The sequence below is a fragment of the Flavobacterium johnsoniae genome (assembly GCF_030388325.1).
GTDB classification, from domain to species: domain Bacteria; phylum Bacteroidota; class Bacteroidia; order Flavobacteriales; family Flavobacteriaceae; genus Flavobacterium; species Flavobacterium johnsoniae_C.
The window spans coordinates 5,103,256-5,123,299 of sequence record NZ_CP103794.1 but is presented as its reverse complement, the minus strand read 5'-3'; the positions used below and the strand labels follow the sequence as shown (position 1 = coordinate 5,123,299).

General features: G+C 32.5%; 16 protein-coding genes. 10 read left to right on the top strand and 6 right to left on the bottom strand.

The annotated features are described in order from the left end of the window. The first annotated feature begins 86 nt into the window (after positions 1-86). The 7 genes from NYQ10_RS21590 to NYQ10_RS21560 all read left to right on the top strand — a co-directional run bounded on the left by NYQ10_RS21590 (position 87) and on the right by NYQ10_RS21560 (position 7,913). Positions 87-491 (top strand): GNAT family N-acetyltransferase, encoded by a 405-nt coding sequence (locus NYQ10_RS21590; RefSeq protein WP_289878191.1) that lies wholly within the window; start codon positions 87-89, stop codon positions 489-491. Positions 492-644: 153 nt separating this feature from the next. Continuing rightward, on the top strand, positions 645-1,028 hold the full coding sequence (locus NYQ10_RS21585; RefSeq protein ID WP_289878190.1) for a hypothetical protein: 384 nt from the start codon (positions 645-647) through the stop codon (positions 1,026-1,028). 178 nt (positions 1,029-1,206) lie between these two features. Further along, complete coding sequence (locus tag NYQ10_RS21580; RefSeq protein ID WP_276172576.1) at positions 1,207-2,289, top strand: efflux RND transporter periplasmic adaptor subunit; 1,083 nt, start codon at positions 1,207-1,209, stop codon at positions 2,287-2,289. A 120-nt stretch (positions 2,290-2,409) separates the two neighbouring features. Then, the gene (locus tag NYQ10_RS21575; protein WP_289878189.1) at positions 2,410-5,577 is read left to right on the top strand and encodes an efflux RND transporter permease subunit; all 3,168 of its coding nucleotides are present in this window, start codon (positions 2,410-2,412) and stop codon (positions 5,575-5,577) included. Next, complete coding sequence (locus NYQ10_RS21570) at positions 5,570-7,018, top strand: TolC family protein (RefSeq protein WP_289878188.1); 1,449 nt, start codon at positions 5,570-5,572, stop codon at positions 7,016-7,018. The genes NYQ10_RS21575 and NYQ10_RS21570 overlap by 8 nt, the downstream gene beginning before the upstream one ends. A gap of 167 nt (positions 7,019-7,185) precedes the next feature. After that, positions 7,186-7,347: a hypothetical protein gene (locus NYQ10_RS21565; protein WP_289878187.1), complete on the top strand. Its 162-nt coding sequence runs from the start codon at positions 7,186-7,188 to the stop codon at positions 7,345-7,347. Then, positions 7,347-7,913: a GNAT family N-acetyltransferase gene (locus NYQ10_RS21560; RefSeq protein WP_289878186.1), complete on the top strand. Its 567-nt coding sequence runs from the start codon at positions 7,347-7,349 to the stop codon at positions 7,911-7,913. Before NYQ10_RS21565 ends, NYQ10_RS21560 begins: the two co-directional genes overlap by 1 nt. Positions 7,914-7,998: 85 nt before the next feature. Here the strand turns inward: NYQ10_RS21560 and NYQ10_RS21555 are convergent, their stop codons facing one another. After that, positions 7,999-8,748 carry a DeoR/GlpR family DNA-binding transcription regulator gene (locus NYQ10_RS21555; protein WP_289878185.1) on the bottom strand — a complete coding sequence of 250 codons (750 nt, stop codon included), beginning with the start codon at positions 8,746-8,748 and terminating at the stop codon, positions 7,999-8,001. A 99-nt stretch (positions 8,749-8,847) separates the two neighbouring features. Between NYQ10_RS21555 and NYQ10_RS21550 the strand changes: the two genes are divergently transcribed. Next, positions 8,848-9,381: a 5' nucleotidase, NT5C type gene (locus NYQ10_RS21550; protein ID WP_289878184.1), complete on the top strand. Its 534-nt coding sequence runs from the start codon at positions 8,848-8,850 to the stop codon at positions 9,379-9,381. Between the two features lie 88 nt (positions 9,382-9,469). Here the strand turns inward: NYQ10_RS21550 and NYQ10_RS21545 are convergent, their stop codons facing one another. Then, complete coding sequence (locus tag NYQ10_RS21545; RefSeq protein ID WP_354669344.1) at positions 9,470-10,954, bottom strand: tetratricopeptide repeat-containing sensor histidine kinase; 1,485 nt, start codon at positions 10,952-10,954, stop codon at positions 9,470-9,472. A 294-nt stretch (positions 10,955-11,248) separates the two neighbouring features. Then, a complete protein-coding gene (locus NYQ10_RS21540; RefSeq protein ID WP_289878182.1) occupies positions 11,249-11,449 on the bottom strand; it encodes a hypothetical protein in 201 nt (66 codons plus the stop codon). Between the two features lie 1,051 nt (positions 11,450-12,500). Here NYQ10_RS21540 and NYQ10_RS21535 point away from each other — a divergent pair. Further along, positions 12,501-12,866 (top strand): hypothetical protein, encoded by a 366-nt coding sequence (locus NYQ10_RS21535; RefSeq protein ID WP_289878181.1) that lies wholly within the window; start codon positions 12,501-12,503, stop codon positions 12,864-12,866. A gap of 77 nt (positions 12,867-12,943) precedes the next feature. On the opposite strand, the gene NYQ10_RS21530 is transcribed toward NYQ10_RS21535, so the two are convergent. Continuing rightward, the gene (locus tag NYQ10_RS21530; RefSeq protein WP_289878180.1) at positions 12,944-14,296 is read right to left on the bottom strand and encodes a GH1 family beta-glucosidase; all 1,353 of its coding nucleotides are present in this window, start codon (positions 14,294-14,296) and stop codon (positions 12,944-12,946) included. A 395-nt stretch (positions 14,297-14,691) separates the two neighbouring features. Between NYQ10_RS21530 and NYQ10_RS21525 the strand changes: the two genes are divergently transcribed. Continuing rightward, positions 14,692-15,105 carry a lipocalin family protein gene (locus NYQ10_RS21525; protein ID WP_289878179.1) on the top strand — a complete coding sequence of 138 codons (414 nt, stop codon included), beginning with the start codon at positions 14,692-14,694 and terminating at the stop codon, positions 15,103-15,105. A gap of 100 nt (positions 15,106-15,205) precedes the next feature. Here the strand turns inward: NYQ10_RS21525 and NYQ10_RS21520 are convergent, their stop codons facing one another. Next, positions 15,206-19,225, bottom strand: a complete 4,020-nt coding sequence (locus tag NYQ10_RS21520; RefSeq protein ID WP_289878178.1) for a PAS domain S-box protein — start codon at positions 19,223-19,225, stop codon at positions 15,206-15,208. A gap of 11 nt (positions 19,226-19,236) precedes the next feature. Further along, positions 19,237-19,686: a response regulator gene (locus tag NYQ10_RS21515; RefSeq protein ID WP_276172611.1), complete on the bottom strand. Its 450-nt coding sequence runs from the start codon at positions 19,684-19,686 to the stop codon at positions 19,237-19,239. Positions 19,687-20,044: the final 358 nt, after the last annotated feature.

The window sequence follows — 20,044 nt, the reverse complement described above, 5'->3', positions numbered from 1 at the left end:
TTTATTTAAATTTTGAATAAATGTTTGGCTTTTCTAATTAGTAATAAATGATTTATTTTTGAAGAAAAACTTGAAATCAATTACAAATGGAAATTAAAGCAATTGAGGCATCAGACACTTGGCAGATTAGACATGAAGTGATGTGGCCAGATCAGCCTTTTGAATTTGTACAATTGGAAGAAGATAATTTTGGTCTTCATTATGGTGTTTTCGAAAATGACAAATTGATTTCTATTGTTTCTTGTTTTATTTCGAATGAAGAAATGCAATTTAGAAAATTAGCAACTTTAGATTCTTATCAAGGAAAAGGAATCGCATCTCAATTATTAAAGTACATTTTTGCATTAGCTCAAGAAAAAAAGCTTAAAAAAATTTGGTGCAATGCCAGAAAGGAAAAGAAAAAATTTTACGAAAAGTTTGGTATGAACGATACGGAGAATGTTTTTACTAAAGCTGGACAAGAATTTATAGTTATGGAAAAGGTTTTGTAAGTTGTTGATTTTTAGTACTGTGTGTTGTTGTTAAGGTTTTTAAATGATTCGTTTCGTTTTATTTCGATAGAAAACGTTTTCGTTTGATATTCAATGTTAAGACTTTCTTATTTTATTTTTTTTATTACAATCTTTTATTACTTTCGCACCCAAATGAGAAAGTTAATAGTATTTTTAGTATTCATGAATATGCTTCTGTTCGGCGGAGGCCAATATCTTAATGCAAATACTTTTGGCTTACCTCAACACCATAATCTTGAAAAGAAACATCGAGTAAAGTTTACGAATCATGAACGTGGATCTTCTACCATTGAAGATGCTACTGATATTGATCTTGAAGAAGATCTTCTAGGAAATGATGATGTTGATGGACTTACGAATAAAATTTTTGCTGCTTCTTACAGCTTAGTAGATGAATTGTATCTGGCTCTTTCAGATCAATCTGCTGCAAAAGATTCCAATCGTTTTAAAATTTCTACGCCTTTCTTTGGGCATTCAAATCCTTTATACATTACTCAACAAGTATTAAGAATTTGATTTTAAAGTATACATCGGTTACCTGAGTTTTGATCTCTGCGTATCTTGCTGTTGTATATTTTTTCTACTTCCGCTTATATGACTTTTAAGGTCTGGACTACGGCCGACTGATGCATTTTAACATCCAAAAGGAATTTTTATTCCAAAGCATTCATAAGCTTAATTTCCAAACTAAATCATGAAAAAAATCATTGTTCTCTCAGGCTTAATTGCCTTGGTGTGCTTGACTAGTTGTACATCTAAAAAAGAAGAAAAAGAAGAAGTTGAAAAATTTACGGTTACTAATCCGGTTAAAATCGATACTTCATTCACAAAAGAATATGTTTCACAAATAAAATCTGTGCGTAATATCGAACTGCGCGCACAAGAAAAAGGTTTTCTACAAAATATTTATGTTGATGAAGGACAGTTTGTGAAAAAAGGACAACTGTTGTTTAAAATTATGCCAAACATGTATCAGTCTGAATTGCTTAAAGCGCAGGCAGAACAAAAATCGGCTGAAATCGAATTGCAGAATTCAAAATTGTTGGCAGATAAAAATATCGTTTCTAAAAACGAATTAAGTGTTGCTCAAGCTAAACTACAATCGGCAAGAGCAGAAGTGTCATTAGCAAAACTTCATTTATCATTTACCGAAATTAGAGCTCCTTTTGACGGAACAATCGATAGAATTCCGTTAAAATTAGGAAGTTTAATTGATGAAGGCGAATTATTGACAAGTCTTTCAGACAACAGCCAGATGTTTGCTTATTTCAATGTTTCTGAGCCAGAATATATTAGTTATGAAACGAATATTAAAGATCGTGCTGACAATAAAGTGAATTTGGTTTTGGCTAATGGAGACATTTTTAAAGAAAAAGGAAATGTTGAAGTTATAGAAAGTGAATTCAATAACGAAACTGGAAATATCGCTTTTAGAGCAAGATTCCCAAATTCTGGAAAACTGCTTAGAAACGGAGAAACTGGACAAGTTCAAATGAATGTTCCGTTGAAAAATGCTATTGTGATTCCACAAAAAGCAACTTACGAAATTCAAGATAAAAAGTATGTTTTCGTAGTAGGAAAAGACGATAAAGTAAGTTCAAGAGAAATTACTATTACTGGAGAAATTCCTGATTTATATGTAATTAAAAGTGGTATTTCTGAAAATGATAGAATTTTATTAGAAGGAGTTCAGAAAGTAAAAGAAAACGATAAAATCAAATATGATTACCAATCTCCAAAAGAGGTTATCAATCATTTACGTTTAAAAGCAGAATAGTTTTTTGTTTTAATAGTTTCAAGTTTCAGGTTTCAAGTTATATACTGAACCTGAAACTTGAAACCTGAAACCTGAAACATTTTAAACTTCAATAAGTTTAATCATTTAAAAAATATACAAATGTTTAATAAATTTATTCAAAGACCTGTTCTGTCGATTGTAATATCGCTGATAATTGTCTTTTTAGGGGTTTTGTCGGTATTGAATTTACCAATTACACAATTCCCTACAATTTCACCTCCAATGGTGAATGTTACAGCAGATTATCCTGGATCTAACGGTGAATTGATGGTTAAGGCGGTTGTTATTCCTTTGGAAAGAGCTTTAAACGGTGTTCCAGGAATGAAATATATGGCTTCTGATGCCGGAAACGATGGTGAAGCTACAATTAAAGTGGTTTTTAATTTAGGAACAGATCCTAATCAAGCTGCGGTAAACGTTCAGAATCGTGTGGCTTCGGTTACTAATAAACTTCCACCTTTGGTAATTAGAGAAGGTATTAAGATTACTCGAGAAGTGCCAAGTATGTTGATGTACGTGAATCTTTACAGTACAGACAAAAATACCGACATGAAGTTCTTATACAACTATGCCGATATTAACGTACTTTCTGAATTGAAAAGGGTAAATGGTATTGGTTCTGGAGATATCTTAGGAACACGTGAATATGCAATGCGTATTTGGTTGAAACCAGATCGTATGTTGGCTTATAAAATTTCTGCTGATGAGATTATGGAAGCATTATCAAGTCAGAGTTTGGAAGCTTCTCCAGGAAAAACAGGAGAAAGTTCTGGTAAACGTTCGCAAGCATTCGAGTATGTATTGAAATATTCTGGTCGTTTTACTACAAAAGAGCAATATGAGAATATTGTTGTAAAAGCAAATCCAAACGGAGAGCTTTTAAGATTGAAAGATGTTGCGAAAGTTGAATTTGGAAGTTCGATGTACGATATCTATTCTAATTTGAATGGAAGACCATCTGCGGCAATCGTATTGAAGCAATCTTTTGGAAGTAACGCAAATCAGGTTATTGAAGAAGTAAAAGCAAAACTGGAAAAAATCAAACAGAGATTTCCAAAAGGAATGGATTATGAAATTTCGTATGACGTTTCTAAATTCCTTGATGCTTCTATCGAAAAAGTAATTCACACGCTTGTTGAAGCATTTATTCTGGTAGGTTTAGTGGTTTTCCTTTTCTTAGGAGATTGGCGTTCTACGGTTATTCCAGCAATTGCGGTTCCAGTTTCATTGGTAGGAACATTTGTATTTATGACATTTTTCGATATTTCGTTGAATTTAATTACATTGTTTGCTTTAGTATTAGCCATTGGGGTCGTCGTCGATGACGCGATTGTAGTTATCGAGGCCGTTCACGCCAAGATGGAAGAAGAACATCTGTCGCCATTCAAAGCAACTAAGAAAGCAATGCATGAAATCGCGGGGGCAATTATTGCAATTACCTTTCTTATGGCGGCAGTATTTATTCCGGTTGCGTTTATGTCTGGTCCTGTGGGAGTTTTCTACAGACAGTTCTCTGTAACAATGGCAACTGCGATTATTCTTTCTGGTATTGTGGCATTAACTTTAACACCGGCACTTTGTGCAATGATGCTAAAAAACAATCACGGACAACCTAAAAAGCCAACACCAGCTAACAGATTTATTGATGCTTTTAACGAAAAATTCAATTTAGCGCAAGGTAAATATCAAAATTTATTGGGCAAAATCGTAAACAGAAGAGTAGTTACTGTTGTGGCGCTTCTTGTTTTTTGTGCTGGAACTTGGATTATAAGCAGTAATGTTCCTTCTGGATTTATTCCGAATGAGGATCAGGGAATGTTTTATGCTGTTATTCAGACACCTCCAGGTTCTTCTTTAGAAAGAACGAATAATATTGCAGAGAGAGTTCAGAAAATTGCAGAAGAAATTGATGGCGTAAAATCAGTTTCGTCATTGGCAGGTTACGAGATTCTTTCTGAAGGTACGGGAGCAAACTCAGGAACGTGTTTGGTGAACCTTAAGGACTGGAACGACAGAAAAGAATCTGTTGTGGAGATTATGCATGAAATGGAGGAAAAATGTAAAGATATTACAGGAGCGAATATCGAATTTTTCCAACCGCCTGCTGTACCAGGATATGGCGCTGCTGGAGGATTTGAGCTTCGTTTATTAGATAAAACAGGTTCTGGAGACTATAAGAGAATGGAACAGGTAAATAATGATTTTGTTGCTGAATTAAATAAACAGCCAGAATTATCTAACGTGTTTAGTTTCTACAGCTCTAGTTTCCCTCAATATATGATGAAAGTAGACAACGATTTGGCACAGCAAAAAGGAGTTTCTATCGAAAATGCGATGAATACTTTGTCAACTCTGGTTGGTAGTAATTACGAAATTAGTTTTATTAAATTCGGAATCAACTATAAAGTAATCGTTCAAGCTTCACCAGAATATCGTGCACAGCCAGATGATATCTTGAAATTATATGTGAAAAATGATCGTGATGAAATGGTTCCTTATTCTGCTTTTATGAGATTAGAAAAAGTATACGGACTTTCAGAAATCACAAGACATAACATGTATACCTCAACGCAAATTAGTGGTTCGCCAGCAGCGGGTTACAGTTCTGGTACAGCGATTAAAGTAATTCAGGAAATTGCAGCAAAAAAATTACCAAGAGGATATGATATTGACTGGGCAGGTATTTCTGCCGATGAGGTAGCGCAAGGTAATCAAGCTATTTGGGTATTCTTAATCTGTTTAGGATTTGTGTACTTAGTTTTAGCAGCGCAATACGAAAGTTTCATTTTACCGTTGTCTGTAATTTTCTCTTTGCCAGCAGGTATTTTTGGAGCATTCCTTTTATTAAAAATAGCAGGATTAGAAAACAATATTTACGCGCAAGTTGCCATGGTAATGCTTATCGGATTATTAGGTAAAAATGCCGTATTGATTGTAGAATTTGCGATACAAAGACACGCAGCAGGAAGATCTGTTTTAGAATCTGCAATGGAAGGTGCAAAAGCGAGGTTTCGTCCTATTTTGATGACTTCGTTTGCTTTTATCGCCGGATTAATTCCGCTGGTTTTTGCAAATGGTCCAGGTAAAATTGGTAACAGAACAATTGGTACAGCAGCAGCTGGAGGTATGCTTATAGGAACTATTTGTGGAGTATTCGTAATTCCGGGATTGTATTACATTTTTGCCAAAATTGCAGAACGATACAAATTGGTGAAACATGAAGAAGAAAATCCATTAACAGAAGAAATTGACAACAATCATGTATAAATTCAAAACATATCAATATAGTATTGCATTGGCTGTATGTCTTACAGTTGCAGGGTGTAAAACCCCTGCACCTGAGGCAGCAATAACGCCATCTGCACCAGTTCCAGAATCGTTTGGAATGGGTCAGACTCAAGATGCAAACAATAATACGGCAGCGTTAAACTGGAAAGATTACTTTAAAGATCAGAATCTAGTAGATTTAATAGATATTGCTCTTAAAAATAATCAGGAATTAAATATCACTTTACAAGAAATTGAAATTGCAAAGAATGATATTCGAGTTAGAAAAGGGCTTTTGTTGCCAACAGTTGGCGTTCGCGCAGGCGCAGGAGTAGAAAAAGTAGGTAGATATACAAGCCAAGGTGCTGGTGATGCTTCTACAGAAATTAAACCAGGTAAAGAAATGCCAGATCCGCTTGGAGATTTTACCATTTCTGCTTACGCGAATTGGGAAGTTGATATCTGGAAAAAACTACGCAATTCTAAAAAAGCGGCTTTAAACAGATATTTGGCTACTGTTGAAGGGAAAAATTTCGTAATTACAAACCTCATCGCAGAAGTTGCCGATTCTTATTACGAATTAATGGCTTTAGATAATCAATTGGATATTGTAAAACAAACAATCAAATTGCAAACTAACGCTTTAGAAATTGTAAAAGCTCAAAAACAAGCGGCAAGAGCAACTGAATTGGGAGTTAAGAAATTTGAAGCAGAAGTTTTAACTTCTCAAAGTTTGGAATTTGATATTCTACAACAAATCAAAGAGACCGAAAACAAAATCAACTTTTTGTTGGGTAGATATCCTCAAGAAATTAAAAGAACGAACAACAATAATTTCTTAAGCTTATTGCCAGCTGTTGTAACTTCTGGAATTCCATCTCAATTGTTAGAAAATCGTCCAGATGTAAAACAAGCTGAATTAGAATTAGTAGCAGCAAAATTAGACGTAAAAGTAGCTCGTGCAGAGTTTTATCCTTCGTTAGATATTTCTGCTGCAATTGGAGTAAATGCATTTAAGCCATCTTACTTGTTTACAATGCCAGAATCTCTTCTATATTCATTAGCTGGAGATCTTGTTGCGCCGTTGATTAATAGAAATGCAATTAAAGCAGAATTTGCAAGTGCAAACGCAAGACAGCTTCAGGCATTATACAATTATGACCGTACGGTTTTAAATGCTTATTTAGAAGTGTCAAATCAATTGTCTAAGATTGATAACTTACAGAAAGGTTATGATTTAAAATCGAAGCAAGTTGATGCGTTAAATACTTCTATTGATGTTTCTAACGATTTATTTAAATCGGCAAGAGTAGATTATTTTGAAGTTTTAATGACACAAAGAGATGCATTAGAAGCAAAATTAGAATTAGTAGATACTAAAAAAGAGCAATTGAATGCTGCTGTACATGTTTACAGAGACTTGGGCGGCGGATGGAAATAAAATTTGCCTGTTAATTTGTAGTGAAAAAGCCTTTTGGGAGTAAAATCCTGAAAGGCTTTTTAAATTTTAATGTAAGAATATTTTTAAAAAATAATTAAAAGTATTGCGAGTATGTTTTTTGTTTGTACTTTTGAAAAATAAAATATCTATTTAAAAAAATAAAAACAATGGCCAAGCCAATTAAAAATACTCCAATTTTAAAAGGAAAAGAAGCGGTTGACTTTTATAAAACTATTGATTTAAATAGAGATAAAAAAGTTAGCACAGACTCTTTAAAAGCAATTCGCGTTGATGCGAATAAACTAAAAGAACTTTTAAAAGTTAATTAATGCCTTTTACTGGATTTTCATTTTTCGAATTACATTCCACTACACAAATTAAACCTTTTGAATGTGGTGACAATGATTTGAATGGTTTTCTAAATGATAAAGCAATTCCTTATAAACAAGATTTATTAGCAACTACGTATATTCTTGAAAGCGAAGAAAAAACTATTGCATATCTAAGTATATATAATGATGCTTTAGCAGTTCAAGAAAATCAATTCGCATCTAAAAGTGCTTTTAAAAGATGGATAAAAGAAATATTAAGTCATCGTAAAAGACATTTAAGACAATTTCCAGCCATTAAAATTGGTCGGTTAGCTGTTTGTGAAACCACAAAAAAGGATAGAAAAGGAATTGGCAAGGCTTTAGTGAATTTTGTTATTGATTTGGCATTAGAGCAAAACAGTAAATGCGCTTGTCAGTTGCTAACTGTAGATGCTTACGACAAATCACTAGGGTTTTATGAAAAACTTGGGTTTAAATTCCTTTCTGAGAATGACAAAGGTGAAGATACAAGACAAATGTTTTATGACCTGAGACCTTTAATGAATACTTTGGCTGAAAACTAAATTTAGTTTCTATCTTAATTATATGATTTTAAAAATAATTAAAAGGCTTTTGGGACATGTTCAAAATCCTGAAAGGCTTTTTTTATTACAAAACAGTAATTCCTTTTTCTTTATAAGGTTTTAAAATTTCATCTTCTGGAGAAGCATTGGTTACCAAAACATTGATGTCTTTTATTGGGCAGACAAAATAAGATTCAGCAGTTTCAACTTTTTCGATAGAACTTAAGGCGATAACAAAGTTCGAGTTCTGAATCATATTTTTTTTCAGCATAGAATCGTCGTATAAAATTCCCGTAATGCCACGTTCATGATGAATACTGCAAATTCCTAAAATGAAGACGTCTGCTCTGAAATTCCTAAAAAAATCAATCGTTTCAATACTCGAAGTTGCAAAAGACGTTTTGCACATTCTTCCTCCAGCAAAAATCAATTCGATATTTGGTAAATCTTCTGCCAAAACTGCAACGGGAAAACTATTAGTAATAACAGTCAGTTTTAAATCATGTGGAAAACTGGCTACCAAAGCCAAAGAAGTTGTTCCGCCATCAATAAATACGACTTGTCCATCTTTGAGATAAGAAATCGCTTTTTCTGCAATAATCTTTTTATTTTCAAGATCGTGTTTTTCTCTCTTTCTATAATGCAACGGAATTGGGGAAGGAGCAACCGCACCGCCACGTACCGCTTTTAAAAGTCCTTGATCTGAAAGTTCTTTCAAATCACGTCTTATAGTGTCTTCAGAAACACTCAGATATTCACTTAATTCTACTGAAGTTACACGATGTTCTTTTGATAAATATTCTAAAATCGTTTTCTGGCGCTCTTCTTTCTTCATTTTTTTTTGCGGTTTTATATTGCAAAAATAAATAAAATATTGTAATAATTTGCAATTTAATGCTGTTTTTGCGTATTTTAGCAGCAAAATATAATTACGATGGAAAAGAAAACAATTGCAATCGATATGGATGGTGTGTTGGCTGATGTAGAATCACAGCTAATAAATCATTACAACAAAGCGTACGGAACGAGTTTAACAAAAGAAAGTATTCAGGGATTAAGTGAAGAAGAAGCTTTTAAAGACAGAAAATTAATGTTTGATGTTTTAAATAAAGATAATTTTTTCAGAACATTGCCTGTGATGGACGATGCCGTTAAAAGTGTTCTAGAATTACAAAAGAATTTCGAAATATTTATTGTATCAGCTGCGACAGAATTTCCTCTTTCGCTTGCGGAAAAAGTAGCTTGGTTAGGCGAACATTTTCCTTTTATTAAATGGGAAAATATAGTTTTATGCGGAAGCAAAAGAATAATCAAAACCGATTATTTGATTGACGATCATTGTAAAAATTTGGATTATTGCATTGGGAAACCAATAATGTTTACTGCATTTCATAATGTGAACAAAACGCATCATCTAAGAGTGAATAATTGGAAAGAGGCGGTTACCGTTTTAAACGAAACATTATAAGCTGAAGAGGTTATAATATTTATTGTTTTTGAAGAGAAAAGCCTTTCGGGATATTCTGAAAGGCTTTTTATTTATTATGTTTTAAAGTCTAAGCTTTAATCTGCGTCTGTTCTGGCATTGTTATTTTAACTTTAAATCCTTTATCGGGTGCGGTTTCAATATCAAAAGTTCCGTTGAAGGCTAGAATTCGGTTTGCCATGTTTTGAAGACCATTTTGAACAATCGTGTTTTTTTCGCAACCAACACCATTATCCATATAATTTATTAGGATTGATTTTTGATCGCTCTCAAATTTAATTACAACAAGATTGGCGCCACTGTGTTTTTTCATATTTACCATTAATTCCTGTAAAATACGACTAATAGTAATCTTCTTCATTTCATCAATAGCTTCCCAGTTTATTTGCTCTAAATTGGTTATCATAATGTTTCTTTCGGCTGTGTTATAAGCTGAAAGCATTTCTTTTATAGTTTTGGTGAAATTTATTCCAGTATCGATATTGTTGTTTTCTCTAGAAATTCCTCTTACACGTCCGTAAATATCATCCAGTTTTTGAAGCAGATTTTCTTTTGTGTTTTCTGTACTTAAAGTTTGCGATTCGGCAAAAGCAATTACTTGAAACACATCGTTTGCCAATTCGTCATGTATTTTTTTAGCAATTCGGGTTTCGGTATCGTAAGAAGTTTTTAATTCTATTGCCTTGTTTTTATTTTTGTAATAACGAATTAAAATAGCAATTAAAATAACCAAGAAAACAAAAATAATTACAAATACAATACGCATATAATTAGCTCTTTGCAACGATAACTGATTTTCTGCTTTTTCTAAACGGAGCTTTTCGTTTTCGTCTTTTTCTTTTTTAGAATCGTATTTTATTTTAGCGAACTTATTTTTAAAGTTATTTCTAACTTTTATAATGCTGTCGTTTAAACTAAAAAACTTTTTTACATATTTGCTATCTTGAGCACTATGATTATTAGAAATTAAAATTTGCAATGCTTCTAATCTTTCATCAACGCTATTAAGTTTTGTAGCAGCATTGTAAGCCGCAAGAGCATTTTCATCTGATTTTTGAAGGTCTTTTTTAGAATAATAATCGCCAAGATGCAAATAGCTTTCAATGCTTCCGTAATTATCCTTAATTTCTTTTCGTAATTGCAGGCTTTCATCCATTAAATGGAAACCTTTTTCATCTGAACCATTTTTGAAATAAGCATAACCTAAGTTATCTTGCATTCTAGCTTTAGAAGTAGCTTTAGATTTATTATCTATAAATTTTTGTGCCAAAAGGGATTCTAGAATGGTAATCGCTTTTTCATATTTTTTTTGTTGAATATAAACAGCCGCAATATTACTTAGAGGTAAGTGTTTCTCTTCAGGATTGGAGTATTTAATAGTTTCTTTATAGTAAAAAATGGCATCGTTGTAGAGTGAAAGTTCTTTATCAGCAATACCCAATCTGCTATTTATACAACTGATATGATTTCTGTTATTTTTAGCATATGGTAATGCTTCTGTCACCGTTTCTTTGCTTCCATAATAATCTCCATTAATTTGTTGAATTGAAGCCATTTGTATGAGTACGTAGGAGATGTTAGCACTATCTTTTACAGTTTCAAAAAGTAGTTTAGATTTATTAAACTCGTAAAAAGCAATATTTAGGTTTTGTTTTTGAAAATTTTCATCGGCTTTATCTCTTAAAATACCAGCTTCTTTACTTACCGCTTGTGTATTAGAATTAATAATTTTTTTTTCTTTGCAAGAAAAGAAAGAAAGTAAGATAATAAAATAAAAAAACGGGGACCGTAACATATAAATTTACTTTCCCCGAAAATAGTAATTAATTCCATACTAAAAATATAATTTTTATTGAGGCTCTGGTTTTACTGGAGGTTTAATTGGTGCGGTTGGGTCGTCACCAGGACCTGGAGTTCCAGAATCTTCACCTTTTAAGTGATCGAATGGTTTTTCGATTTTTTTAGTTGGTTGAGTCTCATACTCATCAGGAGTACAAGAAAATATAGTGAACAATAACGCAAAAGCGAACAATAGTGTAAATTTTTTCATTTTGATTTAATTTAGAAATTAGACATAGGTGTGGCTGTCCGGAATGTTCCAGAGTTTATTTTGGCGACACCAAATTGTTTTGAGGGAAGTGGTTGTGTAGAACTGTAAGACGTAATTTATACTTCCCGAATAAACTCGGTCTTACGGTTTTTCACAATTTAATTAGAACTAGTTTTACATATTGTTTAAGTCTGCAGACAAAACTTGATCTAATTTCTGATGCAAAGTAAAGGCACTTTGAAGCCTTTGTTTATAAGGGATTCCCAGAATTCCTGCTTTTCCCAGAGATTCCTAAGAATTCCCAGAAAAATAAATTGAAAATCTTATTTTGGTTGTTAAATGTTATTGAAGTTGAAACTAATCTCTATTTTAATAGATGCAAAAAGTCCGATAAAAGTTGGTTTCGAAACGCTAAAAAATATAGAAATAATACAGAATTGAACAAAAATTGAATTTGCAAGAAAGAATCTAAGTGTAGAAGTCAAAAATAATGGCATATAAAAATGATTTTGGTGAATAATAAACATGAAGAATCTAAAGAAGTTCCCAGAAAGAAAATCTTTTGTTTGATTTAAAAGCTTTATTTTCTAAAAAAAATGATTCAGAAAATAAATCTTTTCGCGATAATTAAGATTGTAATTGGAGCGTTTGCTCAGATGTTTTTTTTCTGCTTATATTTTGTGCAGAAATAAGAATGAATTGGAAAATTTTGAAATGAAATTCGGAAGCATTTTGAAAAATGAAATGCTTAAAAGAATGGTTTTTTAAAGTGTAATTTTGGCTTTTAAAAAGTTTGTTTTTCGGCATATATTTACTTTTATTTACACTATAAAGATAAGAAAAAAAATCTGATAAACCTAGTGTTTATCAATAAATTAGCTGTTTTTTTTTATCTTTTTTTTGCTCTTTTTTTATCTATAAATTATTGGTTTTAAAGCCAATAAAACTTGCCTTTTTATTGACAATTGATTTGTAATATTTTTTTATATTTATAAAAGATTAAATGAATTTGTTTGGTTTGTAAAAGCATTCATTTTAAAAATATTTTGCTATGAAAAAGCTTCTCTTTTTTGGAATTATTTTATGCATTTTTGGCTGTAAAAAGTATGTTGTCTCATTTGAACAGCCAACCAATATGAAATTGGACAACTTAAAACTGGAAGTATTTCTGGATAAAAAGAAAATTCAAGATCTCAATTTAAAAGCCACAAATGCATTAACAACTTATGAAACCTTAGCTTTGCCAGTTTCGGATGATGGAAAGCATTTATTTGAGGTTAAAACGAAGGATACAACTTTTAGTTATACTGTAAATTATCCAGAAGAAAAATATGTTCTGGTAACAGCTCATTTAAAAGACAATGGAAAAGTGCATATCGGAATTTTGAAACAGCAATATAAATTCAGGCTTCATTAGAAGTTGCTTGAATTTCAATAAAAAAGCCTTTCACAATTAAATTGCAAAAGGCTTTTTTTATTTTAGATATTCGATTTTTAAGATAGAAAATCTTTAAACCAAAATCCTGAATTTTTTATGGTTCTTTTTTGTGTTTCAAAATCCACATGAATTAATCCGAATCTGGCGTTGTAACCTTCTGCCCATTCAAAATTATCAGTCAGACTCCAAACAAAATAGCCGTCGACATTTACGCCATCATTTTTTGCCTTTAAAATCTGTTCCAAGTTATCTTGAATAAAATGTGTTCGTTTTATGTCGTGAACTTTTCCATTTTTTACAATATCTGGAAATGCGGCTCCGTTTTCGGTAATAATAATTTTTTTGATGCCTTTATATTCATTAAACTTTTTCAGCACATGATAAATAGCAGGCGGATAAACTTCCCAACCCATTTCGGTTGCGATTACATTCCGTTTCTCGGCACTTACAAGTTCTGCGCCAATATAAGGCGTCAGAATAGACGATTTTACGACTTCTCTAGTATAACATTGCAGACCTATGAAGTCAAAATCAAAAGCCAGATTATTCAAATCGTCGGGTGCAATATAGCTATTGAGTTTTTTAAGAACCGGAAGATCTTTCTGCGGATAACCTAATCCTAAAATTGGCTCAATAAAAGTTCTGTTTAATAATGTATCGACACGTTTTGAGGCTTCAAGATCTTTGGCACTTTCTGTTGCAGGTTCGATATGAGTGCAAGAGAATGTCGTTCCGATGTTGGCGTTTGGAATGCGTTCGCGAATTATTTTGGCACCAGCGGCAGTTGCAAGAGTAACATGGTGCATGGCTTTTAAATAATTAGTGATTCCTTTTCGGCCTGGCGCATGAATTCCTAAAAAATAACCGGCGCCAGTAAAAACAGAGGGTTCGTTGATTACCATCCAGTTTTTTACGCGATCACCAAAGTATTGTACACAAACTTCTACATATTCGGCAAACCAATTAACAGACTCACGATTCGTCCAACCTCCTTTGACTTCAAGCGCATGAGGTAAATCCCAATGATAAAGCGTAATCCAAGGTTCGATTCCAGATGCAAGTAGCGAATCTATAATTTTATTGTAGTAATCTATTCCTGCTTGATTTATTGGGTGGATTCCCGTTGGCATAATTCTAGGCCAGCTGATAGAAAATCTAAAATTCGGAATATTTAATTCGTTAATTAGTTTAATATCGTCCTGATAAGTATTATAGAAATCGCAGGCAGTTAGGGCATGATGACCGTTTTTTATTTTTCCTTTTTGAGACGTAAAAACATCCCAAATAGAAGAACCTTTTCCGTCAGAATCATGTGCACCTTCAATTTGGAAAGCGGCGGTTGATACACCCCACAAGAAATCTTCACCAAATTGGTTTTTGTTCAAAAATGAGCTTTCAATTTTATTCATTCAATCTGTACTTTCCTTTATTTAAAATGGTTTATTAATGTAGGAAAGAAGATTGCATTGCTCTTAAAAAAAGCCATTCTTTGAATGATACTAGAAAATTTAGGTTGAATAATTTCATAACGATTAGTTTTATTTCAAATTACCGAAACTAATGTGAAATTATTGTAAAGTGATTATTATCAAATAATTAAATATGAAAAGTGATTTATAATATTTATAAAATACAGAGTTTTTAGTATAATTCGAACAATTTGTTTTTTATAAGAAAAAGTCATTAAAATAAAGTTAAAATGCGATTTATGTAAAATAATCCTAAAATCATGGAATTTTCTGTAAGATTATACATTTAATTTAGCAGTATTAAAATTAATAACAAATAAAACAAAAAATCTACCATGAAAAATAAAGCAATATTATTAGGACTATTAAGCATCGGTTTTTTTGCAACATCTTGCAGCAATGATGATAATGAAGGAGAAACAATTATTCCGTTACAAGGGAAATATAATCTTAGACAAACAGGATCTATTGTTGGAGGACAAGAAGTTTTAGTTGATGCTGCGGCAAACCAACCAGGCTGTTCTACAGATTATTTAGATCTTAGATTGAGTAATGCAGCAGTTTACGGAGATTATAACGGCTCAAACTGTGCTTTAGTTGAAACTACTGGAACTTACGTAAGATCTCATAATGATTTAACTCTTACAATTAATGGTGTTACTACAACTAGTGATATCATGAATCTGACAAACAAAGAATTAAAATTAAAAGATAAAACAACTGGAGCTATTACAGTTTACAGTAGATAAGAAAAATTGTTTTGAGATAATTTCAATGTGCTTTGAAATGGAAAACGGAAACAGCTCTAAAAGCAGTTTCCGTTTTTTTTTAATTCTTTTTTAATTGAAATTAATTTACTGGAATATAAATGTCAAAAGTAGCACCTTCATTTAATATGCCAGAAGCCGTAATAAATCCGTTATGGTTTTCTACGATCTTTTTTACAATTGCCAACCCGATTCCGGTTCCGTTGTAACGATCTCTTCCGTGTAGGCGCTGGAAAACTTCGAATATCTTTTTGTTGTATTGAGATTCAAAACCAATTCCATTATCTGAAACCTGAATATGACAATATTTTTTGGTCGGAATCAGTTTTTCGTTGTCGAATTCTTCTGCAAATGCAATTTCACTTTTAATCTTAATTACAATCGGAATTTCAGGATTAGAAAATTTTAATGAATTGCTAATCAAATTATATAATAATTGCTTGAACTGAAATGGAATAATGTCAACTTTACAAGTTTTCTCGATCTCAATAACAGCATTTTTTTGCTCTAATTCTTCTGTTAAATCTTCTTTTACTTCTTTTATGATTTGAGAAAGATCTGTTTTTACAAAAATACGTTCCTGAATATTTGTTCTCGAATAAGCTAATAAATCATTAATTAAAGTTTGCATTCGCTGTGCCGCATTCTGCATTCTTCTAAATTTATCTTTTGCATTTTCAGACAAGTTATCAAATTCTTTGTCCATAATCTGCGAGGCGAAAGTTTGTATTTTTCTAAGCGGTTCCTGCAAATCATGACTAGAAATATAAGCAAATGACTGAAGTTCTTTGTTCATTTCTTCCAGTTCATTGTTTTTTTGCTCCAATTCCTGAGCGTAAATTTTTAGTGTATCATCGGCTTTTTTTCTTTCCGTTAAATCGTGTGTCACTTTAGAGAAACCAATAATTTCATCTTGTTTATTATGTATAGCCGTAATTACAACACTTGCCCAAAATTTACTTCCGTCTTTTCGTTTTCGCCAGCCTTCATGAACTACTTTTCCGTTTTCTATGGCAAGCTGTAAAAGTTTTTCTGGAAGTTTGCTTTTTTGATCTTCTTCGGTGTAAAAAATAGAAAAATATTTTCCGATAATTTCATCAGCTTTATAGCCTTTTATTTTTTCGGCACCAGCATTCCAGTTTTCAATAATTCCATGTGCGCTTAGGTATAAAATGGCATATTCCTGAACCTCTTCGACCATTAAATGATAACGTTCTTCACTTTTTCTAAGCGATTCGTTTATCTGAATTAATTCTCTTGTTCTTGCTGTAACCTGTTGTTCTAATTCTTGTGTAAAAGCTTTTTCGGTATGAATATCAGTAAAAGCGCCAACCCATTTTATGATTTTCTCATCTGGATCTAAAACAGGTTCTCCAATAACAGTGTGCCATCTATAAGAGCCGTCTTTTCTCCGCATTCTTACATCACATCGATACATTTCTCCAGTTGAAAGCGCGTGCTGCCAGATTTTTACATTTTCATCAAAATCATCAGGATGAATCATGGCTTCCCAAGAACCTTCTAGACCTGGTTCTATGCCTGTGTATTCAAACCATTTTCCAGAAGTAAATAAGGCGTTTCCTTCAGCATCAGTTTCCCAAATTAACTGCGGAATACTTTCTGTTAATGAACGAAATCTTGTTTCGCTTTCTTCAATTTTTTTACGAGCTTCTGCTTTTTCCGTAACGTCAATCAACGTCATTCTGATTCCTGAAATCGAATTATCGCTTTCGCGGAGCGGAGCAAATTCAAAGTCAACATAAAATTGATTACTTCCGATTTCATTTTCAATCAAAAGCAAAGATTCAGATTCGGCATAAACTTCGCCAGATTCGTATACTTTTTTTAATAATTTTCCGTATTTCTGTTTTTGAAGTTCTGGAAAGATTTTTAAAAGATTTTTTCCTTCAACTTCATTTTGCTGTTTTTTCCAGATATTATCCAAAAGAACATAATTTGCCATTTCGATAACAAAATCATTTCCTTTCAAAATCGCTATCGGCACAGGCGAGTACATGATGAGGTTGCGTAATTTTTTTGCGCTTTCTTCAATTTTTTGCTGATACTTTTTCTCTTCGGTAATATCTCTAATTGTTCCAATTAGTTTTTCAGGTTCGTTGTTTTCATCGTAAAAAACTTTTCCTTTTCCTTCAATCCAATGTATAGATTGATCTTTCCAAATTACACGAACTTCGTAATTTAGAAAACCGGAATTTAAAGCATCTTTAAAACCTTGATTTCTTACATGCATATCATCTGGATGAAGATGTGCCAATAATTCTTCATGAGTTAAAGAAACTTCTTCGGTATAACCGCCAACAATTTCAAGATATCGTTGAGAATAAATCGGTGCTCTTGTTTTTACATTAAGTTCCCAAGTTCCTAATTCGCTTGCTTCAACTACAATTTTAAGACGATCTTCATTAAGTTCGATTTTCTTTCTAGCTTCAACTTTATCCGTAACCTCAGTTACAGTAACCAAAATGCCAGAAATACTTCCGTCTTCTTCTTTTAATGGATGGTAAAGAAAATCGAAATAAAAAATTTCAATTTTTCCGTATCTATTAATTGGAACAGGAACTTCATATCCATTAAAAGGAATTCCAGTTTTCAAAACTCCGTCTAATAATGCGCTAACAGTTTCTTTAACTTCGGGAAGTGAATCATAAAGTGGTCTTCCGACAAAACTCTTCTCTTCGCGAGCAACAATTTTTAGATACGCTTCATTTGCCATTTCGACAACATAATCTGGACCACGGAGAATTGTAATTCCTACTGGAGCTTGTCGAACTGTATCTCGGAAACGTTTGTCGCTTTCTTCAATTTTCTGTTTTGCTAAGAATAAATCGGTAATTTCTACCGCTGTATTCATTACAGCATAAATTTTACCACTTGTGTCGTAGAGAGGCGTAAAACTGTAATTGAAATAGAACGGTTGCAATACATTATCTTTTACAATATCAACACGTGAATTTCTAGAATGATAAGATTGCCCAGTTTCAAATACTGTAGCAACTTGTTCAAAAATAGATTGATTTTGTAATTCGGGTAGGATTTCCTTGTACGTTTTTCCTATTACATCAGAACCTTTTCCCCAGATATTTATAATCGATTCATTGGCAAGTTCAATGCGCATTTCTTTTCCAACATAAACAGCTATCGGAAAAGGAGCGTTTTCTACCAATTGTCTAATTTTTTGTTCGCTTTCTTCGACTTTAGAACGAGCCAAAACCTGAGCAGTTACTTCGGTGGCAATTGCTACAACACCAGAAATAGTTCCGTCAGAATCTCTTAGCGCTTCGTAAACAAAATTGATATAAGTGTTTTCAGTTTTTCCGTTACGAGTTAGTTGCACAAAGGTTTCGTCGGTTGTAACTTTTTTTCCGTCGATATAAATGTTCTGTAGAATTTCGCCAAGACCTTGTTTTTTCAATTCGGGTAAAACCTCAAAAATAGGCTGATTGATAATATCTTCGGCTTTTGTTTGCCAAAGTTGCATCATTTGTTCGTTGGCAATTTCAACAACATGATCTTTGCCTCTAAAAATACACATCGCTACTGGAGCCTGCATAATATTATTGACAAAACGCGCATTACTTTCTTGCAATGCATCGGCAACAATTTTCTTTTCGGTGGTTTCAATAACGGTAACTAAAATTCCGCCAACAGAACCATCTTCTATTTTTATCGGGCTGTATGAAAAATCGAAAAAACAATCTTCTATATATCCATTTCGATGCAGGGGAACTTTAAAATCAGGAAAACTAACTGCATTTCCTTTCATCACATCGGCGAACATCGGGCCAATCTGATCCCATATTTCTGCGAATGTTTTTTGAGAACTTCCGCCCAAAGCTTCTGGATGTTTCGTTGCTCCTAAAATTGGACGAAAAGCATCATTGTACAATTGCGTATAATTTTTCCCCCAAGCAATATACATCCCAAAAGGATTGCCAAGCATCATTGCTGTCATGGTTTTGAGGCTTTGAGGCCATTTCTCAGGATCTCCCAAAGACGTTTTGCTCCAGTCTTCTGAACGAATTAAACTGCCCATTTCTCCACCTTCGGACAGAAAGTAATGTTCCTTTTTGTTACGGTTCATCCAAAGAAGATTTAGGGTTGCAATATGAAATTGGCTCTTTCGGGCTGGTTAAAATTATTTTGAGATGCTACAGTCAATGCTTTTTCAATAACAGTTTTTAGTTTAGAAAATTCTCCAGGTTTACGAATGTAGTATGAAGCGCCTTTTTGATATAGATTATTTACAATTTCGCTGTCAAGTGAAGTCGAAAAAATAATAATGGGCAGATTTTTCAGTTTTTCATTTTCTTTAATTTCCGTTAAACATTCAATACCGTTCTTACGAGGCATGTTTAAATCAAGAAAAATGACATCAGGAAAAGTTTTGAGTTCATTATTTTCTAAATAATTCATCAATTGCACGCCGTCATGCACCATAAAAAGTTCTGCTTTGATTGACGTTTCACTCAGAGCTTCTCTAAAGAAATCGCAATCATCTTCGTCATCATCTGCTAATAAAAGATTGTAATGCTTTATAACCATTCTTAGTCTCCTAAAATTTACTGTTAATTATATTTTATAAATTTAACTTTTTTATGTAAGATTTCTGTTTTTTTGAGAGATGTTTTTTTTATAATATGAAAAAAACAATTAGATGGCTTTTTTATACTTTCAAACAATTTAATTTAAAGTTTATCGTTTTTTAAAATTACGAGATATTTTTATTCTTCAAACTGCTCTTGATTTTTTATTTTTTCTGTGTAATAGAATGCGCAAATCCCTTTAAAAATCGCACTTTTCAATCTTAATTTTTCCAATTTTTGTGTATACCGTATCCATAAAGTGTGAAATAATTATACACTATTTTTTCGCCTCTTTTTTTTAAATGCCTCTACAACAG